This is a genomic window from Nocardioides cynanchi (assembly GCF_008761635.1).
In the GTDB taxonomy this organism is placed as follows: Bacteria; Actinomycetota; Actinomycetes; order Propionibacteriales; family Nocardioidaceae; genus Nocardioides; species Nocardioides cynanchi.
The window spans coordinates 3,400,990-3,417,093 of sequence record NZ_CP044344.1; the positions used below are offsets into that span (position 1 = coordinate 3,400,990).

15 protein-coding genes and 1 tRNA gene are annotated in these 16,104 nt (G+C 72.2%); 11 read left to right on the top strand and 5 right to left on the bottom strand.

Annotated elements, in window-relative coordinates; all coding sequences use genetic code 11:
* Window positions 1–6: 6 nt before the first annotated feature.
* The 3 genes from E3N83_RS16465 to E3N83_RS16475 form a co-directional block, all read right to left on the bottom strand.
* Complete coding sequence (locus E3N83_RS16465; protein WP_151084235.1) at window positions 7–1,176, bottom strand: thiolase family protein; 1,170 nt, start codon at window positions 1,174–1,176, stop codon at window positions 7–9.
* 1 nt (window position 1,177) lies between these two features.
* A tRNA-Lys gene (locus E3N83_RS16470) sits at window positions 1,178–1,250 on the bottom strand.
* Window positions 1,251–1,413: 163 nt separating this feature from the next.
* A complete protein-coding gene (locus tag E3N83_RS16475) occupies window positions 1,414–2,457 on the bottom strand; it encodes a Gfo/Idh/MocA family protein (RefSeq protein WP_151084236.1) in 1,044 nt (347 codons plus the stop codon).
* Window positions 2,458–2,655: 198 nt separating this feature from the next.
* Between E3N83_RS16475 and E3N83_RS16480 the strand changes: the two genes are divergently transcribed.
* The 5 genes from E3N83_RS16480 to E3N83_RS19650 all read left to right on the top strand — a co-directional run bounded on the left by E3N83_RS16480 (window position 2,656) and on the right by E3N83_RS19650 (window position 7,579).
* Entirely contained in the window at window positions 2,656–4,089 is a 1,434-nt protein-coding gene (locus E3N83_RS16480) for an FGGY family carbohydrate kinase (RefSeq protein ID WP_151084237.1), read from the top strand.
* Window positions 4,086–5,480, top strand: coding sequence for an NAD(P)/FAD-dependent oxidoreductase (locus tag E3N83_RS16485; protein WP_151084238.1), 1,395 nt, complete (start codon window positions 4,086–4,088; stop codon window positions 5,478–5,480). The genes E3N83_RS16480 and E3N83_RS16485 overlap by 4 nt, the downstream gene beginning before the upstream one ends.
* A complete protein-coding gene (locus E3N83_RS16490) occupies window positions 5,477–6,742 on the top strand; it encodes an NAD(P)/FAD-dependent oxidoreductase (RefSeq protein ID WP_202879254.1) in 1,266 nt (421 codons plus the stop codon). The genes E3N83_RS16485 and E3N83_RS16490 overlap by 4 nt, the downstream gene beginning before the upstream one ends.
* Before the next feature lie 300 nt (window positions 6,743–7,042).
* Complete coding sequence (gene cspE / locus E3N83_RS16495) at window positions 7,043–7,246, top strand: transcription antiterminator/RNA stability regulator CspE (protein WP_135078682.1); 204 nt, start codon at window positions 7,043–7,045, stop codon at window positions 7,244–7,246.
* A 177-nt stretch (window positions 7,247–7,423) separates the two neighbouring features.
* Window positions 7,424–7,579 carry a hypothetical protein gene (locus tag E3N83_RS19650; protein ID WP_191907843.1) on the top strand — a complete coding sequence of 52 codons (156 nt, stop codon included), beginning with the start codon at window positions 7,424–7,426 and terminating at the stop codon, window positions 7,577–7,579.
* A gap of 22 nt (window positions 7,580–7,601) precedes the next feature.
* On the opposite strand, the gene E3N83_RS16500 is transcribed toward E3N83_RS19650, so the two are convergent.
* Entirely contained in the window at window positions 7,602–8,651 is a 1,050-nt protein-coding gene (locus E3N83_RS16500; protein ID WP_151084239.1) for a hypothetical protein, read from the bottom strand.
* 82 nt (window positions 8,652–8,733) lie between these two features.
* On the opposite strand from E3N83_RS16500, the gene E3N83_RS16505 reads away from it, so the two are divergent.
* From E3N83_RS16505 to E3N83_RS16530, 6 genes are all read left to right on the top strand, one after another.
* On the top strand, window positions 8,734–9,597 hold the full coding sequence (locus E3N83_RS16505) for an NUDIX hydrolase (protein WP_151084240.1): 864 nt from the start codon (window positions 8,734–8,736) through the stop codon (window positions 9,595–9,597).
* A gap of 167 nt (window positions 9,598–9,764) precedes the next feature.
* Window positions 9,765–10,850 (top strand): phosphate ABC transporter substrate-binding protein PstS, encoded by a 1,086-nt coding sequence (gene pstS, locus E3N83_RS16510; protein ID WP_202879255.1) that lies wholly within the window; start codon window positions 9,765–9,767, stop codon window positions 10,848–10,850.
* A gap of 79 nt (window positions 10,851–10,929) precedes the next feature.
* Entirely contained in the window at window positions 10,930–11,889 is a 960-nt protein-coding gene (gene pstC, locus E3N83_RS16515; protein WP_151084241.1) for a phosphate ABC transporter permease subunit PstC, read from the top strand.
* Complete coding sequence (gene pstA / locus E3N83_RS16520) at window positions 11,886–12,926, top strand: phosphate ABC transporter permease PstA (RefSeq protein WP_151084242.1); 1,041 nt, start codon at window positions 11,886–11,888, stop codon at window positions 12,924–12,926. The genes pstC and pstA overlap by 4 nt, the downstream gene beginning before the upstream one ends.
* A 26-nt stretch (window positions 12,927–12,952) precedes the next feature.
* Window positions 12,953–13,732, top strand: coding sequence for a phosphate ABC transporter ATP-binding protein PstB (gene pstB, locus E3N83_RS16525; protein WP_151084243.1), 780 nt, complete (start codon window positions 12,953–12,955; stop codon window positions 13,730–13,732).
* A gap of 193 nt (window positions 13,733–13,925) precedes the next feature.
* Complete coding sequence (locus E3N83_RS16530) at window positions 13,926–14,990, top strand: hypothetical protein (RefSeq protein WP_151084244.1); 1,065 nt, start codon at window positions 13,926–13,928, stop codon at window positions 14,988–14,990.
* 112 nt (window positions 14,991–15,102) lie between these two features.
* On the opposite strand, the gene E3N83_RS16535 is transcribed toward E3N83_RS16530, so the two are convergent.
* Window positions 15,103–16,101, bottom strand: coding sequence for an inorganic phosphate transporter (locus tag E3N83_RS16535; protein ID WP_151084245.1), 999 nt, complete (start codon window positions 16,099–16,101; stop codon window positions 15,103–15,105).
* Window positions 16,102–16,104 lie beyond the last annotated feature (3 nt).

The window sequence follows — 16,104 nt, forward strand, 5'->3', positions numbered from 1 at the left end:
TCGGTCTCAGGCGACGTTCTCCAGCACCACGGCCAGACCCTGGCCGACGCCGATGCAGATCGCGGCGACGCCCCATCGCTCGCCCCGCTCGACGAGCACGTGGGCCAGCGTGCCCAGCACCCGGGCCCCGGACGCGCCCAGCGGATGGCCGATCGCGATCGCCCCACCTCGGGTGTTGACGATGGAGGGGTCGACGTCCCACGCGTCGATGCAGGCCAGCGACTGCACCGCGAACGCCTCGTTCAGCTCGACCGCACCGACGTCCGACCAGCCGATGCCGGCCGCAGCCAGGGCCCGGTCGGCGGCCTCGACCGGAGCGAAGCCGAACTGCTGCGGAGCCAGGGCGCTGACGCCACGGCCGGCGATCCGGGCCAACGGGGCGCGGCCGACCGATGCCTCGGCTCCCGCGATCAGCAGGGCAGCAGCGCCGTCGTTGAGCGGCGAGGCGTTGCCGGCGGTGATCGTGCCGTCGGGCCGGAAGGCCGGCCTGAGTCCGGCCAGGCTCGTGGCAGTGGCATCGGGCCGGATGCCCTCGTCGCGGGTGACGTCGTCCACCGGCACCACCAGGTCGTCGTAGAAGCCCGCGTCCCAGGCGGCTGCCGCTCGTTGGTGGGACCGGGCTGCGAACTCGTCCTGCCGGTCGCGGCCGATCCCACGGTCGTCGGCCAGCTGCTCGTTGCACTCGCCGAGGGAGACGGTCCACTCCGCCGGCATCCGGGGGTTGACCAGGCGCCAGCCCAAGGTGGTGGAGACCAGCGTCTCGTTTCCCACGGGGAACCCTCGCGAGGGCTTGGGCAGCACCCACGGAGCCCGGCTCATGGACTCCACGCCGCCGGCCACCACGACCTGAGCGTCGCCGGTCTCGATCAGACGGGAGGCGTCCATCGCGGCCTGGAGGCTGCTGCCGCACAGGCGGTTGACGGTCACCCCCGGCACGCTCACGGGCAGGCCGGCCAGCAACCCGGCCATCCGGGCGACGTTGCGGTTGTCCTCCCCGGCCCCGTTCGCGCAGCCGAGGATCACGTCGTCGACCGTGGCCGGGTCGAGGTCGGGCGCCCGGTCGAGGAGGCCGCGGAGTGCGACGACGGCCAGGTCGTCGGGCCGCTTCCCCGCCAGCGCACCGGCGTACCGGCCGAACGGCGTACGGACGGCGGCGAAGAGGTAGGCGTCGTTCACGTAGGCCCTGTGGGACTCGAACCCACAACCCATGGATTAAAAGTCCACTGCTCTGCCAATTGAGCTAAGGGCCCGGGACGTGCGGACTGCGACCGGACGAACCAGGGGACATCCCTGGGAAGACCCACCCGCACGTCGGCGCCATCATCGCAGGGTGTCGAGTCGCGATGGCGGCTGCCCACCTGCGCCGGCGGGCCGGTCCCGCCTGAGCGTCGACGTCGATCAGGGCCGGCCCGGTCACAGCCGCGGGTCCGGTGGGTGGGCGACGGCGACCACCGTTCCGGTGTCGGCACTGCGCCGAGCCGCGTCGAGCACGACAGCCGTGGCGACCGCATCGGGCGCCGGCACGGGAGCCGGGCCGAGACCACGGACGGCTCGTGCGAACGCCGGGTAGAAGGTGTCCCAGGCTCCGCGCTCCAGCCTGATCGTGGAGGTACCGGAGCCGGTGACGATGCGATCGAGGTCCGACGCCGCCTCCGACCCCCACGGCCCGCGCCCGTCCGGGGTGCCGCCCGCGATGAGCACGTCCTCCTGGGTGTCGGTCGTGGTGACCACCATCGACCCCGACGTCCCGGTGACCCGGAACCGCGGGCCGGGCGCATGCTGGCTCCAGCTCCCCCACAGGTGCGACCGCGCGCCCGTGGCGTGCTGGAGGGCGATGAAGACGTCGTCGTCGAGGCCGGACCCCCGCAGCGAGAGCTCGGCGTACACCGACGTGACCGGGCCCAGGAGCACGAGCGACTGGTCGACCAGGTGACTGCCGAAGTCGAGGATCGTCCCGCCACCCGAGGCACCCGGTCCGTCGTCAGGAGCGAACCGCTCGAAGCGCGACTCGAACCGGCGCACCTCGCCCAGGGTGCCCGCGTCGACAGCCGCCCGCACCGAGAGGAAGTCGGAGTCCCAGCGCCGGTTCTGGTACGGGCTCAGGACCACGCCGCCCGCCGCAGCGAGGTCGACGGTACGGCGAGCCGCGTCGGCGTCGAGGGCGAAGGGCTTGTCGCACACGACCGAGAGCCCCCAGCCGATCGCCTCCTCGGTGAGGCTGGTGTGGGTGCCGGCAGGCGTGGAGATGCCCACGGCCTCTGCACCGGCAGCGGCGAGCTCTCCCAGGGTGTCGAAGCAGCGGGTTCCGGGGAGTTGGTCGGCGAGCTGCGCCCGGCGCTCCTGCGAGCGGGTGACCACGCCGATGAGCTCGCACTCCGGCGCGGCCGAGAGCAGCGGCGCGTGGAAGTACCTGCCACCGAAGCCGTAGCCGACGAGCCCGAACTTCACGGCGTCCATGACGTTCCTTCCTCGGTGCACGCCCTCGATCAGCGTGCCCGCAGTAGATCACGGTTCGGGGGTCACGGAGCGAGCCGTCTCGGTGGCCATCACGGTCGTCGCCGGCGGCGCAGCGGCCGTGCGCGAGACGTGGTGGCGTGGCCCGGTCGCGGCCGCCAAACTGTCGGACGTGCCGGATCACGAGAGCGGACCTCTGGCATGACCTGCGTGCTCGCCGTCGACCAGGGCACCTCCGGCACCAAGGCCATCGTGGTCGACGAGACCGGTGCGATCCTCGCGCTCGCCGAGGTGGCGCTCGAGCCACGCTATCTCGCGGGCGGCGGGGTGGAGCAGGATCCCGAGGCCCTCTACGACTCGGTGGTGCTGGCCGGCCGCCGCGCGGTCGCCGAGGCAGGAGTGCCGGTCGCGGCGGTGGCGCTGGCCAACCAGGGGGAGACGGTGCTGGCGTGGGACCGCGCGACCGGTCGGCCCTTGTCCGCCGCGGTCGTCTGGCAGGACCGCCGCGCCGAGGCCTGGTGCCGGGCCCACCGGGAGCACGGGCCACGCGTGGGCGAGCTCACCGGCCTCGTGCTCGACCCCTACTTCTCGGCTCCCAAGCTGCGCTGGCTCCGCGACCACGTCACGACGGACGGCGTCGTCACCACCACCGACACCTGGCTGGTGCACCGGTTGTGCGGAGCCTTCGTCACCGACCTGTCGACGGCCAGCCGGTCGCTGGTCCTCGACCTGGACGACACGACGTGGTCCGGGGAGCTCCTGTCGCTCTTCGGGCTCGATGCCGAGCCGTTGCCCGAGCTCGTCGCGTGCGACGAGGTCGTCGGTACGACGCGTGCCTTCGGCGGGGAGGTACCGGTGGCCGGGCTGGTCGTGGACCAGCAGGCTGCCCTGCTGGCCGAACGCTGCCTCGAGCCCGGCACCGCCAAGTGCACGTTCGGGACCGGCGCCTTCCTGCTGGCACAGCTCGGCGAGGAGGCCGTCCGGTCCTCGGCCGGGCTGACGACCTCGGTGGCCTGGCGCCTGCGAGGACGCACGTCGTACTGCGCGGACGGGCAGGTCTACACCGCGGCCTCGGCGGTGCGATGGGCGGTCGAGCTGGGGCTCGTGTCGTCCCCGGACGAGCTCGACACGGTCGCCGCCGGGTCCAGCGACGGCGTGCTCTGCGTGCCGGCGCTGGCCGGCCTGGCCGCACCCTGGTGGGACGCGAGCGCCACCGCGTCGTTCACCGGGATGACCCTCAGCAGCGGGCGCGGGCACCTGGTGCGCGCACTGCTCGAAGGGGTCGCCGCGCAGGTGGCGACGCTGACCTCACTGGTGGCCGACGACCTCGGCCGGCCTCTCAGCAGGCTGCGCGTCGACGGCGGGCTGACCCGCTCGCGGACCCTGATGCAGGCGCAGGCCGACCTGGCCCAGCTGCCGGTCGAGCTCTACCCCTCAGCCCACGCCACGCCCCTGGGGGCCGCCGCCTGCGCCCGGCTCGCCCTGGAGCCCGGCCTATCGATCGAGGACGCGGTCCCTACCTGGCGCGCGGCCGAGGTCTTCGAGCCGGTGTGGTCGGCCGACCGGGCGGACGACCACCTCTCCCGCTGGAGGGCGGCCGCTCTCGTCGGCACCACCCCGGACGGTTCCTCGTGACCAGCGTCGACGTGGCCGTCGTCGGGGCCGGGATCGTCGGCTCCGCGATCGCCCGCGACCTGGCGGCGAGCCACCTGAGCGTGGCTCTGGTCGAGGCGCGCGACGACGTCGGCGACGGCACCAGCAAGGCCAACACGGCGATCCTGCACACGGGCTTCGACGCCCGCCCGGGGAGCCTCGAGTCCCGGCTCGTGGCCCGCGGCTGCCGGCTCCTCCGCGAGTACGCCGCTCGCACTGGCATCCCGGTCGAGCGCACCGGCGCCCTCCTCGTGGCCTGGACCGACGAGGAGGTCGCGGCCCTGCCGGGGCTGCGGGCCAAGGCCGAGGCGAACGGCTACACCGCGTGCCGCCAGGTCACCGCCGAGGAGGTGTACGCGACGGTCCCGCACCTCGGGCCCGGGGCCCTCGCCGGCCTGACCGTGCCCGACGAGTCGATCATCTGCACCTGGACCACCAACCTGGCCCTGGCCACGGACGCCGTACGGCGTGGGGCAGCGCTCCTGCTCGGGCACCGGGTGACGTCGGTCCGGCTGCCCGCCACGCCGGCTGGTCCCACGGTCCTGGTGACCGACCGGGGCGAGGTCGCGGCCCGGTGGGTCGTCAACGCCGCCGGTCTCGGCGCCGACCACCTGGACCGGATGCTCGGCCACGACCGGTTCACGGTGACCCCTCGTCGCGGGGAGCTGCTCGTCTTCGACAAGCTGGCCCGCCCGCTGGCGCCGACGATCGTGCTGCCGGTCCCCTCGTCCCGGGGGAAGGGAGTGCTGGTCAGCCCGACCGTCTACGGCAACGTGATGCTCGGCCCGACCGCGGAGGACCTGACCGACCGCTCGGCGACCGGCACGTCGGAGGAGGGGTTCGCGTTCCTCCAGGGGTGGGGGAGACGGTTGATGCCCGCCCTGCTCGACGAGGAGGTCACGGCGGCCTACGCCGGGCTCCGGGCCGCCACCGACTCCGACGACTACCTGGTCGACCTCGACGTCGACCGCCGTTACGTCCTGGTGGGTGGCATCCGCTCCACGGGACTGACCGCCGGCATGGCCGTCGCGGAGCACGTCTGCGGGCTGCTCGCGGACGCCGGGCTGGCCCTCGAGCCGCGTCCCGACCTCCCCGAACCGCCCCGGATGCCACAGCTGGGTGAGGCCGGCCCACGGCCCTACCAGGAGGCCGACCGGATCGCGTCGGACCCGGCGTACGGACGGATCGTCTGCTTCTGCGAGCGGGTGACCGCCGGCGAGATCCGGGATGCCTGCGTCTCGACGATCCCACCCGCGGACAGTGACGGCCTGCGACGCCGGACCCGGGCGATGAACGGTCGGTGCCAGGGCTTCTACTGCGGCGCCCACGTACGGGCCCTCCTCGCGTCCGGCGGCGTCGAGGCGTCGTCGTGACGACGGCCGGCCTCCCGGTGGAGCGGGTCCGGGTCGCCGTCGTCGGCGGAGGTCCGTCCGGGCTGACCGCGGCCGCGGCGCTGGCGCGCCGGGTCGACGGCGAGGTCCGGGTGATCGAGCGCGAGGACGCCGCCGGCGGCATCCCCCGCCACAGCGCCCACCCGGGGTACGGCGTGCGCGACCTGCACCGCTTCGTGTCCGGGCCGGCGTACGCACGGCGCCTCGTCGCGGCCGCGGGCGACTCCGGCGCCACGGTCCACACGCAGGCTCAGGTGACCGGATGGGACGGCGACCGCCGCCTCGTGGTCACCTCGCCCCGCGGTCGCCACGTCGTCGAGGCCGACGCGGTCGTGCTGGCCACCGGCGCCCGGGAGCGGCCGCGGGCGGCCCGGTGGATCCCCGGCGACCGGCCGGAGGGCGTCTACACGACCGGGGAGCTGCAGAACCTCGTCCATCTCCACCATGCGCCGGCCGGACGCCGTGCGGTGGTGGTCGGCGCCGAGCTGGTCAGCTGGTCGGCGGTGCTGACCCTCCGGGAGGCGGGGTGTCGCACCGTGGCGATGACCTGTGGCCGCGACCGGCCCGAGGCCCACCTCGCTGTCACGTGGGCCGGTCGACTCGCCCTGCGGCCCCGGCTCCTGACCCGGACCCGGGTCGTGCGGATCAGCGGACGGGACCGCGTCGAGTCCGTCCTGGTCGAGGACGTCGACACCGGGACCCGCACGCTCGTGCCCTGCGACACCGTGGTCCTGACCGGCGACTGGGTCCCCGACCACGAGCTGGCCCGGTCGGGCGGGGTCGGGCTGGACCGCGCGACGCTGGGGCCGGCCGTCGACTCCTCCCTGCGTACGTCGGCCACCGGTGTCTACGCCGTCGGCAACCTCCTCCACCCCGTGGACACCGCCGACGGCGCTGCCCTCGACGGCCGTCATGTCGCGGCCGGAGTGCTGGCGCACCTGGCGGGGGTGGGCGCGCCACCGGTCACCGTCGAGCTGGTCGCGGCCGCGCCGTTCCGCTGGGTGACCCCGCAGCGACTGCTCCTCGGGATCGAGCCGCCACGCGGTCACCTCCTGCTGTGGCCCGAGGCCTACCAGCGGCTGCCCGTGGTCCGGGCCGTCCAAGACGGGCGGGTCCTCGCCCGGCATCGGCTGTCGTGGCCCGCCGCGCCGGGCCGGGTGTTCCGGGTGCCAGCGGGCCTGGTGGCCTCGGCGAACCCGCACGGCGGCCCGGTCGAGCTCGGTCTGGAGCGGGACGCTCGCTGAGGCCGGCGCGATCGCCGTACCACCGCCGCGCGATGTCGGGCGGTCGCCGGGCGGGCGGGGGCCGGGCCGGGTTCTCGAAACCTGTGTGCTTGCGGGTGGTGTACGTCGAGCGATCGGTTGGTATGGTCGGAGGTGCAACAGGTGCAGGTTCCAGCAGGTTTGACGCCCGCGGAGTTTGTGATCCAACGGCGTTCTCTTCGTGGGTGCCACCCATGCAAGTCGGAGCGACGTGTCACCGCATCTGGTGCGGGGTCGTCGAAGTGACGAGCCCCTCGTTCCGATTACAGGAGTATCGAGCACATGGCTCAAGGCACCGTGAAGTGGTTCAACGCCGAGAAGGGTTTCGGCTTCATTGCGCAGGAGGACGGCGGCGACGACGTCTTCGTGCACTACTCGGCGATCCAGTCGCAGGGCTACAAGTCCCTCGACGAGAACCAGAAGGTCGAGTTCGACGTCACGCAGGGTCCCAAGGGCCCGCAGGCGGAGAACGTCCGCGCGCTCTGACCGAGCAGTCGTAGACCAGCTGTCCGGGTTCCGGACGCCGGGGACCCCACCTTCGGGTGGGGTCCCTTCCGCATTTTGGGGGTTGCCCCAGTTCTCGGGTTTGGGAGGATAAGCGCGCGGGAAGGCTTTACCTTCGTCTCACGCACCCGCGACCCCGACCGCAGAGAGGTGTGTCCGTTGCCCGATCAGTTCGACGTGTCCCTCGAGGACGGCGACCTCCTGGGCGAGGTGGAGCTGACGACCAACCTGATCATCGCGGCGAGCGAGACCGACCAGCACCTCAGCGACGCGGAGATCGACGAGATCCTGGGCGTCGAGCCCCAGCGGAGCTGACCCTGTCCCGCGGCCGGCCCGGTCAGCAGGTCGCGAAGAGCACCGGGCCGGTGCTGAGGTCGGAGAGCACGTAGGCACCCCGGCGGGGCGCGAGCCGCATCACCACCAGCGAGCCGTGCGCGGTCACCGAGTCCACGGTGAACCGCTCACCGAAGGTGCCGCCCTGCCCGGGTGCCGGACCGCGGGCCAGCACGGCACGGGTGTCGGCGTTGGTACGGGCCGTTTCGGAGCCGTCGAACTCCAGGGCCACCCGCACCGAGCCGTCCGGCTCGTCCGACATCGCGAACGCCGAGTAGGGGTTCACCTCGCCGGCCGCCGCCAGGAGCCGACGTGCCGCGGCCTGGTCGCTGGCCCCGGCGTGCGCCATCGCCAGGGCAGCGCAGGCGTAGTCGCCGGAGTAGACCGCCGACGAGAGCGGCTCGCCGGCGTCCGCGACCACCGCCCCGAGCCCCGAGACCCGGGCACCGCGGCCGCCGACCGCATCGAGGGCCACGGTCAGGAAGGCGGACGTGTCGGAGGCCAGGATCACCGAGTCCTGCGTGTCGATCGCGAGGTAGGACAGCTCCGGCGTCAGGTCCGGGGAGATCCGGGCCACCAGGTCGCTGCCACCCGACCAGACCCCGCCCGGGTCGGAGGGCTCTTGGTAGCCGAGTGCCCGCAGCCGGCCGGGTACGGCGTCGAGGACGGCCGCGGGAAGGTGCACCATCACCACCGCGCCCTGGTCGGACTGGCTGAACAGCTCCCAGTCGGCATCGGCGGGGGAGAAGCCGAAGCGCTGCTGCAGCGTCGGGGCCGACTGGACCAGGGCCGAGGTCGAGCTCAGGTCGTCGTCGAAGCTCCGCGAGAGGAAGTGGTGGAGGTCGGCCGCCGACGAGCGCGACGACAGGCCGGCGCCCTCGTGGCGTCGTACGGCGGCCCAGTCGGTCCAGGAGGCCCGCTGCGTGCCGGCCGGCGCATGGGCGACCGCCCAGGCGAACGACGACTGCTCGCCACGGCGCAGCCACACGACCCCGCCCACGACCAGCGCCAGCACCGCGACCACGGCCCCGGCGAGCCAGAGTCGTCTCGGCACGTGCGCTCCTTCGTGGCCAGCGGCTGGTCTTCTCCGAGACCCGTGAGTGACCGCGCGGCTGCGGTGATGTGAGACTAGCGGCATGGCCCCGACGTCCTCGCCCGGCGACGTCCTCGCGGCTGGTGCCGTGGTCCTGCGCAAGGGCAGGGTGCTGCTGGTGCACCGGCCCGCCTACGACGACTGGTCGTTCCCCAAGGGCAAGCTCGACCCGGGAGAGCGACCGGCGGTCGCCGCGGTGCGCGAGGTGGGTGAGGAGACCGGGCTGCGGGTGCGGCTGGGCGTCCCGCTGCGGCGGCAGAGCTATCCGAACGGTTCGCGCACTAAGATCGTCGACTTCTGGGTCGGCCGGGTGCTGGGGGACCCCGATGTCTCGGGCTACCTCGTGAACTCCGAGATCGACGAGGTGGCGTGGGTGCCGGTCGACAAGGCCGCGGTCAAGCTCACCTACCGCCGGGACGGCGGGACGCTGCGGGAGGCCCTGGCCGTCGGGAAGGCGACGCGGTCCCTGGTGGTCCTGAGGCACGGCCAGGCCCGCGCCCGGAAGTCGTGGAAGCCCGACGACCGGCTGCGCCCGCTCGTCGCGGAGGGGCAGGCGCAGGCCCAGGGCGTCGTACCACTGCTGGCGGCGTTCGGCGTCTCCCGGATCGTCTCGTCCTCGAGCCGGCGCTGCGTGGACACGGTGCTCCCGTACGCCGAGGGGAGCGGCCGACCGATGACCCGCACCGACGGGCTCTCGGAGGAGGAGGCGGACGCCCGCGCGGTGAAGACGGTCGTTGCCGACCTGGTCACGAGCGGGGAGGACGCCGTGCTGTGCACCCACCGGCCGGTCCTGCCGCTGGTCTACGAGAGCCTGGGCGTCGAGCCGATCAACCAGTCGACCGGTGAGCTGGTGGTGGTGCACCACCGACGCGGCCGGGTGCGCTCGGTCGAGCGGCACCGCGGCTGACCACCCCGCGGGGGCCGCGTCGCCGAGCCGCGTCGCCGGCCCGGTCCGGACGCGTGGCCGAATAGGCGTCCTGAGTTCACCGCCCGTTCACCGACGCCGACCTGACCGTCCACCTCCCGCCCCTAACTTCGTGAGCGTCCAGACGACACGACTTCAGGAGCACTGACGTGAACAGCTCTTCCCTTCACCGGGCCACCCTCCCGGCGGTCGCCCTCCTCGCGATGGGCCTGACCCTGGCCGGGTGCGGCAACAACAGCGGTGGCGGTGGCGGCGACACGCTGAACGGCGGCGGCGCGACCTCGCAGGCCAATGCCGAGCAGACCTGGCGCGCGAACTACCAGAAGGCCAACGGCGGCACCATCAACTACGACGAGGTCGGCTCCGGGACCGGCGTCACCAACTTCACCAGCGGTGCCTACGAGTTCGCAGGCTCGGACGCCTACCTCACCACCGACCAGCTCGCCGCGGCCAAGAAGCAGTGCGGAGCCGACGTGATCGAGGTGCCGGCGTACGTCAGCCCGATCGCGGTCGCGTTCAAGCTGAGCGGGGTCACCTCGCTCAACCTCGACGCCAAGACGATCGCCGACATCTTCAGCGGCAAGATCACCACGTGGGACGACCCCGCGATCGCCCAGCAGAACTCCGGCGTGAAGCTGCCGAGCACCGCGATCACCACCATCCACCGGTCGGACGAGTCGGGCACGACGTTCAACTTCACCGACTACCTCAGCAAGGCCGCCGGTGGCGCCTGGAGCGACCCGGCCGCCACCGTGTGGCCGACCGGGGTCACGGGCGGACAGGGCCAGTCGGGCACCTCGGGCGTGATCGGCGCTCTCGCCGACACCGACGGTGCGATCGGGTACGCCGACAACTCGGCCGTCACCGCGGACGGCACCCTCGGCGTGGTGTCGATCAAGGTCGGCAAGTCCTACAGCGCGCCGTCCGCGCAGGGTGCGGCCAAGGTGCTCGCAGCCTCGCCGGCCGCGCCGGGTCGTCCGGCCACCGACATGGCCACCGACATCGACCGGACCGCCACCGCCAAGGGCGACTACCCGCTGATGCTGGCGTCGTACCTCCTGGCCTGCCCGACCTACAGCGACGCGAAGACCGCCGCCATGGTCAAGGGCTACCTCAGCTACATCGTGTCGAGCAAGGGCCAGCAGGACGCCGCCTCGGCGGCCGGCTCGGCGCCGCTCGACCCGTCGCTGTCCCAGAAGGCCACGGCTATCGTCTCGAAGATCGCCGCAGGCTGACCGACCACGGACGGGTACGACGGCCACCTGACCGGCCGTCGTACCCGTCACTTCGTCACAGAGCAAGGCAGGAGCACCCGTGACCGCCACCGTCTCCCCGGAGCAGGCCGGCCCCGAGAGCCCACCCCTCGCCCGGGCCGCGGGCCGCCGCGGCGACCGCGTGTTCGCGGGTCTGGCCCGCGCCTCGGCGCTGACCATCCTGGTCGCGCTGGTCGCGGTGTTCGTCTTCCTGGCGATCGAGGGCTGGGTCGGACTGACGTCCGTCCCGACGACCTACGCGCCGTTCACGTCGTTCCTCAGCTACATCTGGCCGCTGGTCGTGAGCACGCTGCTCGCCTCCGCGATCGCCCTCGTCGTCGCCGTACCGTTCTCGATCGCGGTGGCGCTCTTCATCTCGCACTACGCGCCGCGGCGACTGGCCACGGCGCTCTCCTACCTGATCGACCTGCTCGCGGCCGTGCCGTCGGTCGTGTTCGGGCTGTGGGGTGGCCGCTACCTGGCGGCGTACCTCCAGCCGGCGCACGTATGGCTGCACGCCCACCTGGGTTTCATCCCGATCTTCGGGCCACCCTCCCCGAACGGGCGTTCGCTGTTCACCGCGGGCATCGTGCTGGCGATCATGATCATGCCGATCATCACCTCGATCTCCCGCGAGGTGTTCCGCCAGACGCCTCGACTGCACGAGGAGGCCGCGCTGGCCCTCGGTGCCACGCGCTGGGAGATGGTGCGGTACGCCGTGTTCCCGTACGCGCGCTCGGGGATGGTGTCCGGCGTGATGCTCGGCCTGGGTCGCGCCCTCGGCGAGACGATGGCCGTGGCGATGGTGCTGGCGACCACCCCGCTGACCACCCTCAACGTGATCGGCACGGCGAGCCCCCCGACGATCGCGGCCAACATCGCCCTGAACTACAAGGAGTCCACGCCCGAGCGGCAGTCGCTGCTGATCGCAACCGGCCTGGTGCTCTTCGTGGTGACGTTCCTGGTCAACTTCGCCGCCCGCTGGGTGGCCGGCCGCAACGCCCGGAAGATGGCCCGATGACCAGCGCCCCGATGACGCTCTCGCAGGCGCGGCTGCCCCGGTGGGCGCCGGCCCTGATCGCCACGATGGCGCTGGCCGTCGCCGGCCTGCCGGCGCTGCTGGCCGGCTGGGGCCTGGCGGCCTGGCTGTGCCTCTCCGTGGTCGTCTTCCTGGTCGCGATGCCGCTCTGGTCGCGGCTGGTGGAGGGTCGGCGGGCGGCCGTCGACCGCCTGGTCACCGGCCTGATCTGGACGGCTTTCGCGATCGCGATCTCCCCGCTGGTCTGGCTGCTGTGGGTGGTGCTGCGCAGCGGCGTGCCGGCGATCAACGGCGACTTCCTGACCTACTCGATGCTGAACGTGATCGGCGACGAGCAGGGCGGCATCCTGCACGCCCTGATCGGCACCCTGCTGATCACGGTCGCGGCAGCCGTGCTGTCGGTGCCGATCGGGATCCTCACCGCCGTCTACCTCGTCGAGTACGGCGCCCGCTCCCGGATCGCGCGGATCATCACCTTCCTGGTGGACGTGATGACCGGCATCCCGTCGATCGTGGCCGGCCTGTTCGCCCTGGCGCTGGTGGTCCTGCTGTTCGGTCCGGCGTTCCGGATGGGCTTCGGCGGGTCGATCGCCCTGTCCCTGCTGATGATCCCGACCGTGGTGCGGTCGTCGGAGGAGATGTTCCGGCTCGTGCCCGACGACCTGCGCGAGGCGTCGTACGCGCTGGGCGTCCCGAAGTGGCGCACCATCGTCAAGGTGGTGCTGCCGACCTCGGTGGGTGGCATCGTGACCGGGGTGGTGCTGGCCATCTCGCGGGTGATCGGCGAGACCGCGCCGCTGCTGGTCGTGGCCGGGGCGACCGACGGGATCAACACCAACCTCTTCGACGGCCGGATGACCACGCTGCCGGTCTTCATCTTCTCCCAGTACTCCAGCTCCACGCCGGTCGGCTACCAGCGCGCCTGGGGTGGTGCGCTGGTGCTGATCGCCCTGGTGATGGTCCTCAATCTCACTGCCCGTCTCATCGGTCGCATCTTCGCGCCCGCCAAGGGACACTGATCCCGGGACGCCGGAAGGAAGGAATCATGGCCAAGAGCATCGACGTCTCGGACCTCGACATCTACTACGGGGACTTCCTCGCGGTGGAGGGGGTCAACATGACGGTCAAGTCGAAGTCGGTGACCGCGTTCATCGGCCCGTCGGGCTGCGGCAAGTCGACCATGCTGCGCTCGCTGAACCGCATGCACGAGGTGATCCCCGGCGCCCGCGTCGAGGGCAAGGTGGTCGTCGACGGCCAGTCGCTGTACGACGCCAGCGTCGACCCGGTCGCCGTACGCCGTCAGATCGGGATGGTCTTCCAGCGCCCGAACCCGTTCCCGACGATGTCGATCTACGAGAACGTGCTCGCCGGCAACCGGCTCAACGCCAAGAAGCTGAAGAAGGACGACGCCGACTCGATCGTCGAGCGCTCCCTGAGGCGGGCCAACCTCTGGACCGAGGTGAAGGACCGGCTGAACAAGCCCGGCATGGGGCTCTCCGGCGGCCAGCAGCAGCGGCTCTGCATCGCCCGCGCGATCGCGGTCGAGCCCGAGGTCCTGCTGATGGACGAGCCGTGCTCGGCCCTCGACCCGATCTCCACCTCCGCGATCGAGGACCTGATCCACGAGCTGAAGTCCGAGTACACGATCGTGATCGTCACCCACAACATGCAGCAGGCCGCGCGGGTCTCCGACGACACCGGGTTCTTCAACCTCAAGGCCGCCGGGCAGCCCGGCCACCTGGTCGAGTTCAACCCCACCCGGAAGATGTTCTCCACCCCCGACGAGCCCTCCACCGAGGCCTACATCTCCGGCCGCTTCGGCTGACGGCGCTGGGCGGCTGGCGCGCGCTCTCCCCCCGCCCCGTCCCGTTACTCGGCCCCTCATCGGGATAGTCCGTGACGTAAGCGCCCCATTTCGCTCGCGGATAGGGCGCAAACGTCACGGACTACCGCGACGATCCGGTGGTCCCTGTGGAGAAGCGCAGCGGAGCGCTCGGCTCCCGCGGCACAGTTCGGTGATGGGGAAGCGCAGGCCCGTGCGACTGGGGCAGTCGGCCACGGGCCGGCCCGGCTTGGTCGACCCCGTTCGACGCGATCCGGCGGGACTGCGCGGCCCGACTCCGAAGCAGGCCAGGGGCCGCTACTGGCGGGCCACGAGCCACGGCCTCTTCGTACCTGCGGACGTCGACGGCAGCGTCCCCGAACAGCGGATCGTCGAGGCGGCGGCCGTGCTCCCGTCGTACGGCGGGGTCACCGGCTGGGCGGCGCTGCGGTGGATGGGTGCGCGCTGGTTCGGTGGCCTGGCGCCCGACGGCCTGACGGAGCTGCCGATCTGGCTGGCCACCGCGGGCGACGACATCCGGCCGCAGCCCGGGTTCCAGGTCAGTGCCGAGCGCCTCAACCCCATCGAGCTGATGGTCGTGGACGGCATTCGCGTGACCGTGCCGGTGCGGTCGGTGACCTTCGAGATGAGGTACGCCGCGTCCGTGCGCTCCGCGGTCGTGGCGGCCGACATGGCGATGCAGGCCGACCTGGTCTCGCCGTCGGAGCTGGTGGACTTCGTCGCCGGTCTCTCGGGCTGGACTGGAGTCCCGCGGTGCCGTGCCGCGCTGCCCCTGACCAGCGAGAACAGCTGGTCTCCTCGCGAAACCAGCCATCTGCGACTCGTCTGGGTGCTCGACGCCGGTCTTCCGCCGCCCCTGTGCAACGTGCCGATCTTCGACCGTTCCGGACGCCACATCGGCACTCCCGACATCCTCGACGAGGAGGCCGGCGTCGCCGGGGAGTACGACGGCGCTCTCCACCTGGAGGGCTCTCAGCGGGCGCGGGACGTGCGGCGGGAGGAGGCCTTCCGGTCCGTCGGGCTCGAGTACTTCACGGTCCTCGCCTCCGACGCGCGCGACCCCTTCGACGTCGTACGACGGATGCGGGCCACGCGAGCGCGGGCCAGGTTCGCCGCACCGTCGGATCGGGCCTGGACGGTCGACAAGCCGCCGTGGTGGATTGCCACCGAGACGGTCGACCAGCGCCGGGCTCTCAGCGACGCACAGCGGGAGCGCCTGCTCCGTCACCGCGCCGGCTGAGCGCATTCTCGGGATAGTCCGTGACAAAAGCGCCCTATTTCGCTCCCAGATAGGGCGCAAACGTCACGGACTATCAAGGAACGCCGGGAGGGGAGGGGAGGAGGGAGGAGGGTCAGCCGAGGAAGGGGTGCAGTACCAGGAAGCAGAGGGCGGCGGCCGACCCGGCGGCGGGGAAGGTGAGCACCCAGGCCACCACGATCGAGCGGGCCATGCCCCACCGGACGGCGGAGACCCGGCGGGTGGCTCCGGAGCCCATGATCGCCGAGGTGATCACGTGGGTGGTCGAGACCGGGGCCTGGTAGAGGAACGCCGTGGCGTAGAGCACCGAGGCGCCGACGGACTCGGCGGCGAACGCGTGCGGCGGGTCGAGGTGGATGATCTTGCGACCCAGGGTGCGCATGATCCGGAAGCCGCCGGAGTAGGTGCCCAGCGAGATCGCGCCGGCCGACGCCGCGATCACCCACAGCGGCAGGTCCTGGGTGTCGGGAGCGAGATGCCCGCTGGTGATCAGCACCAGGAAGATCACGCCCATCGTCTTCTGCGCGTCCTGGAGGCCGTGTCCGAGCGCCATCGCCGACGCCGAGACCGTCTGTGCCAGCCGGAAGCCTCGGGTCACCCGATGGGCGTTGCGATGTCGGAACACCCACATGATCGCCAGCATCACCACGAAGGCGAGCGCGAACCCGACCAGTGGCGAGAGCACCATCGGGATCACCACCTTGTCGACGATCGTCGACCAGTGCACCGCCGTCCCGGCAGCGAGCGCCGCGCCGACCAGGCCGCCGATCAGGGCGTGCGTGGACGAGGACGGCAGGCCGAAGTACCACGTGACGAGGTTCCAGGTGATCGCGCCGAGCAGCCCGGCGAGTACGACGACCAGGCCCTCCCGGCCGGTCGGCGGGACGATCACGTCGGAGACGGTGTGGGCGACCTTCTGGCCGAGGAACGCGCCGACGAAGTTCATCACCGCGGCCAGGATCAGCGCGACCCGGGGGGTGAGCGCCCGGGTCGACACCGAGGTGGCGATGGCATTGGCGGCGTCGTGGAAGCCGTTGGTGTAGTCGAAGGCGAGAGCGACGACCACGACCGTGATGACGATCGCGAGGTCCACGGT

Coding starts and splice junctions, on each gene's coding strand:
- E3N83_RS16475 (WP_151084236.1), bottom strand. CDS start 2,457: ATGGACGCCGTGAAGTTCGGGCTCGTCGGCTACGGCTTCGGTGGCAGG.
- E3N83_RS16480 (WP_151084237.1), top strand. CDS start 2,656: ATGACCTGCGTGCTCGCCGTCGACCAGGGCACCTCCGGCACCAAGGCC.
- cspE (WP_135078682.1), top strand. CDS start 7,043: ATGGCTCAAGGCACCGTGAAGTGGTTCAACGCCGAGAAGGGTTTCGGC.
- E3N83_RS16505 (WP_151084240.1), top strand. CDS start 8,734: ATGGCCCCGACGTCCTCGCCCGGCGACGTCCTCGCGGCTGGTGCCGTG.
- pstA (WP_151084242.1), top strand. CDS start 11,886: ATGACCAGCGCCCCGATGACGCTCTCGCAGGCGCGGCTGCCCCGGTGG.
- pstB (WP_151084243.1), top strand. CDS start 12,953: ATGGCCAAGAGCATCGACGTCTCGGACCTCGACATCTACTACGGGGAC.
- E3N83_RS16530 (WP_151084244.1), top strand. CDS start 13,926: ATGGGGAAGCGCAGGCCCGTGCGACTGGGGCAGTCGGCCACGGGCCGG.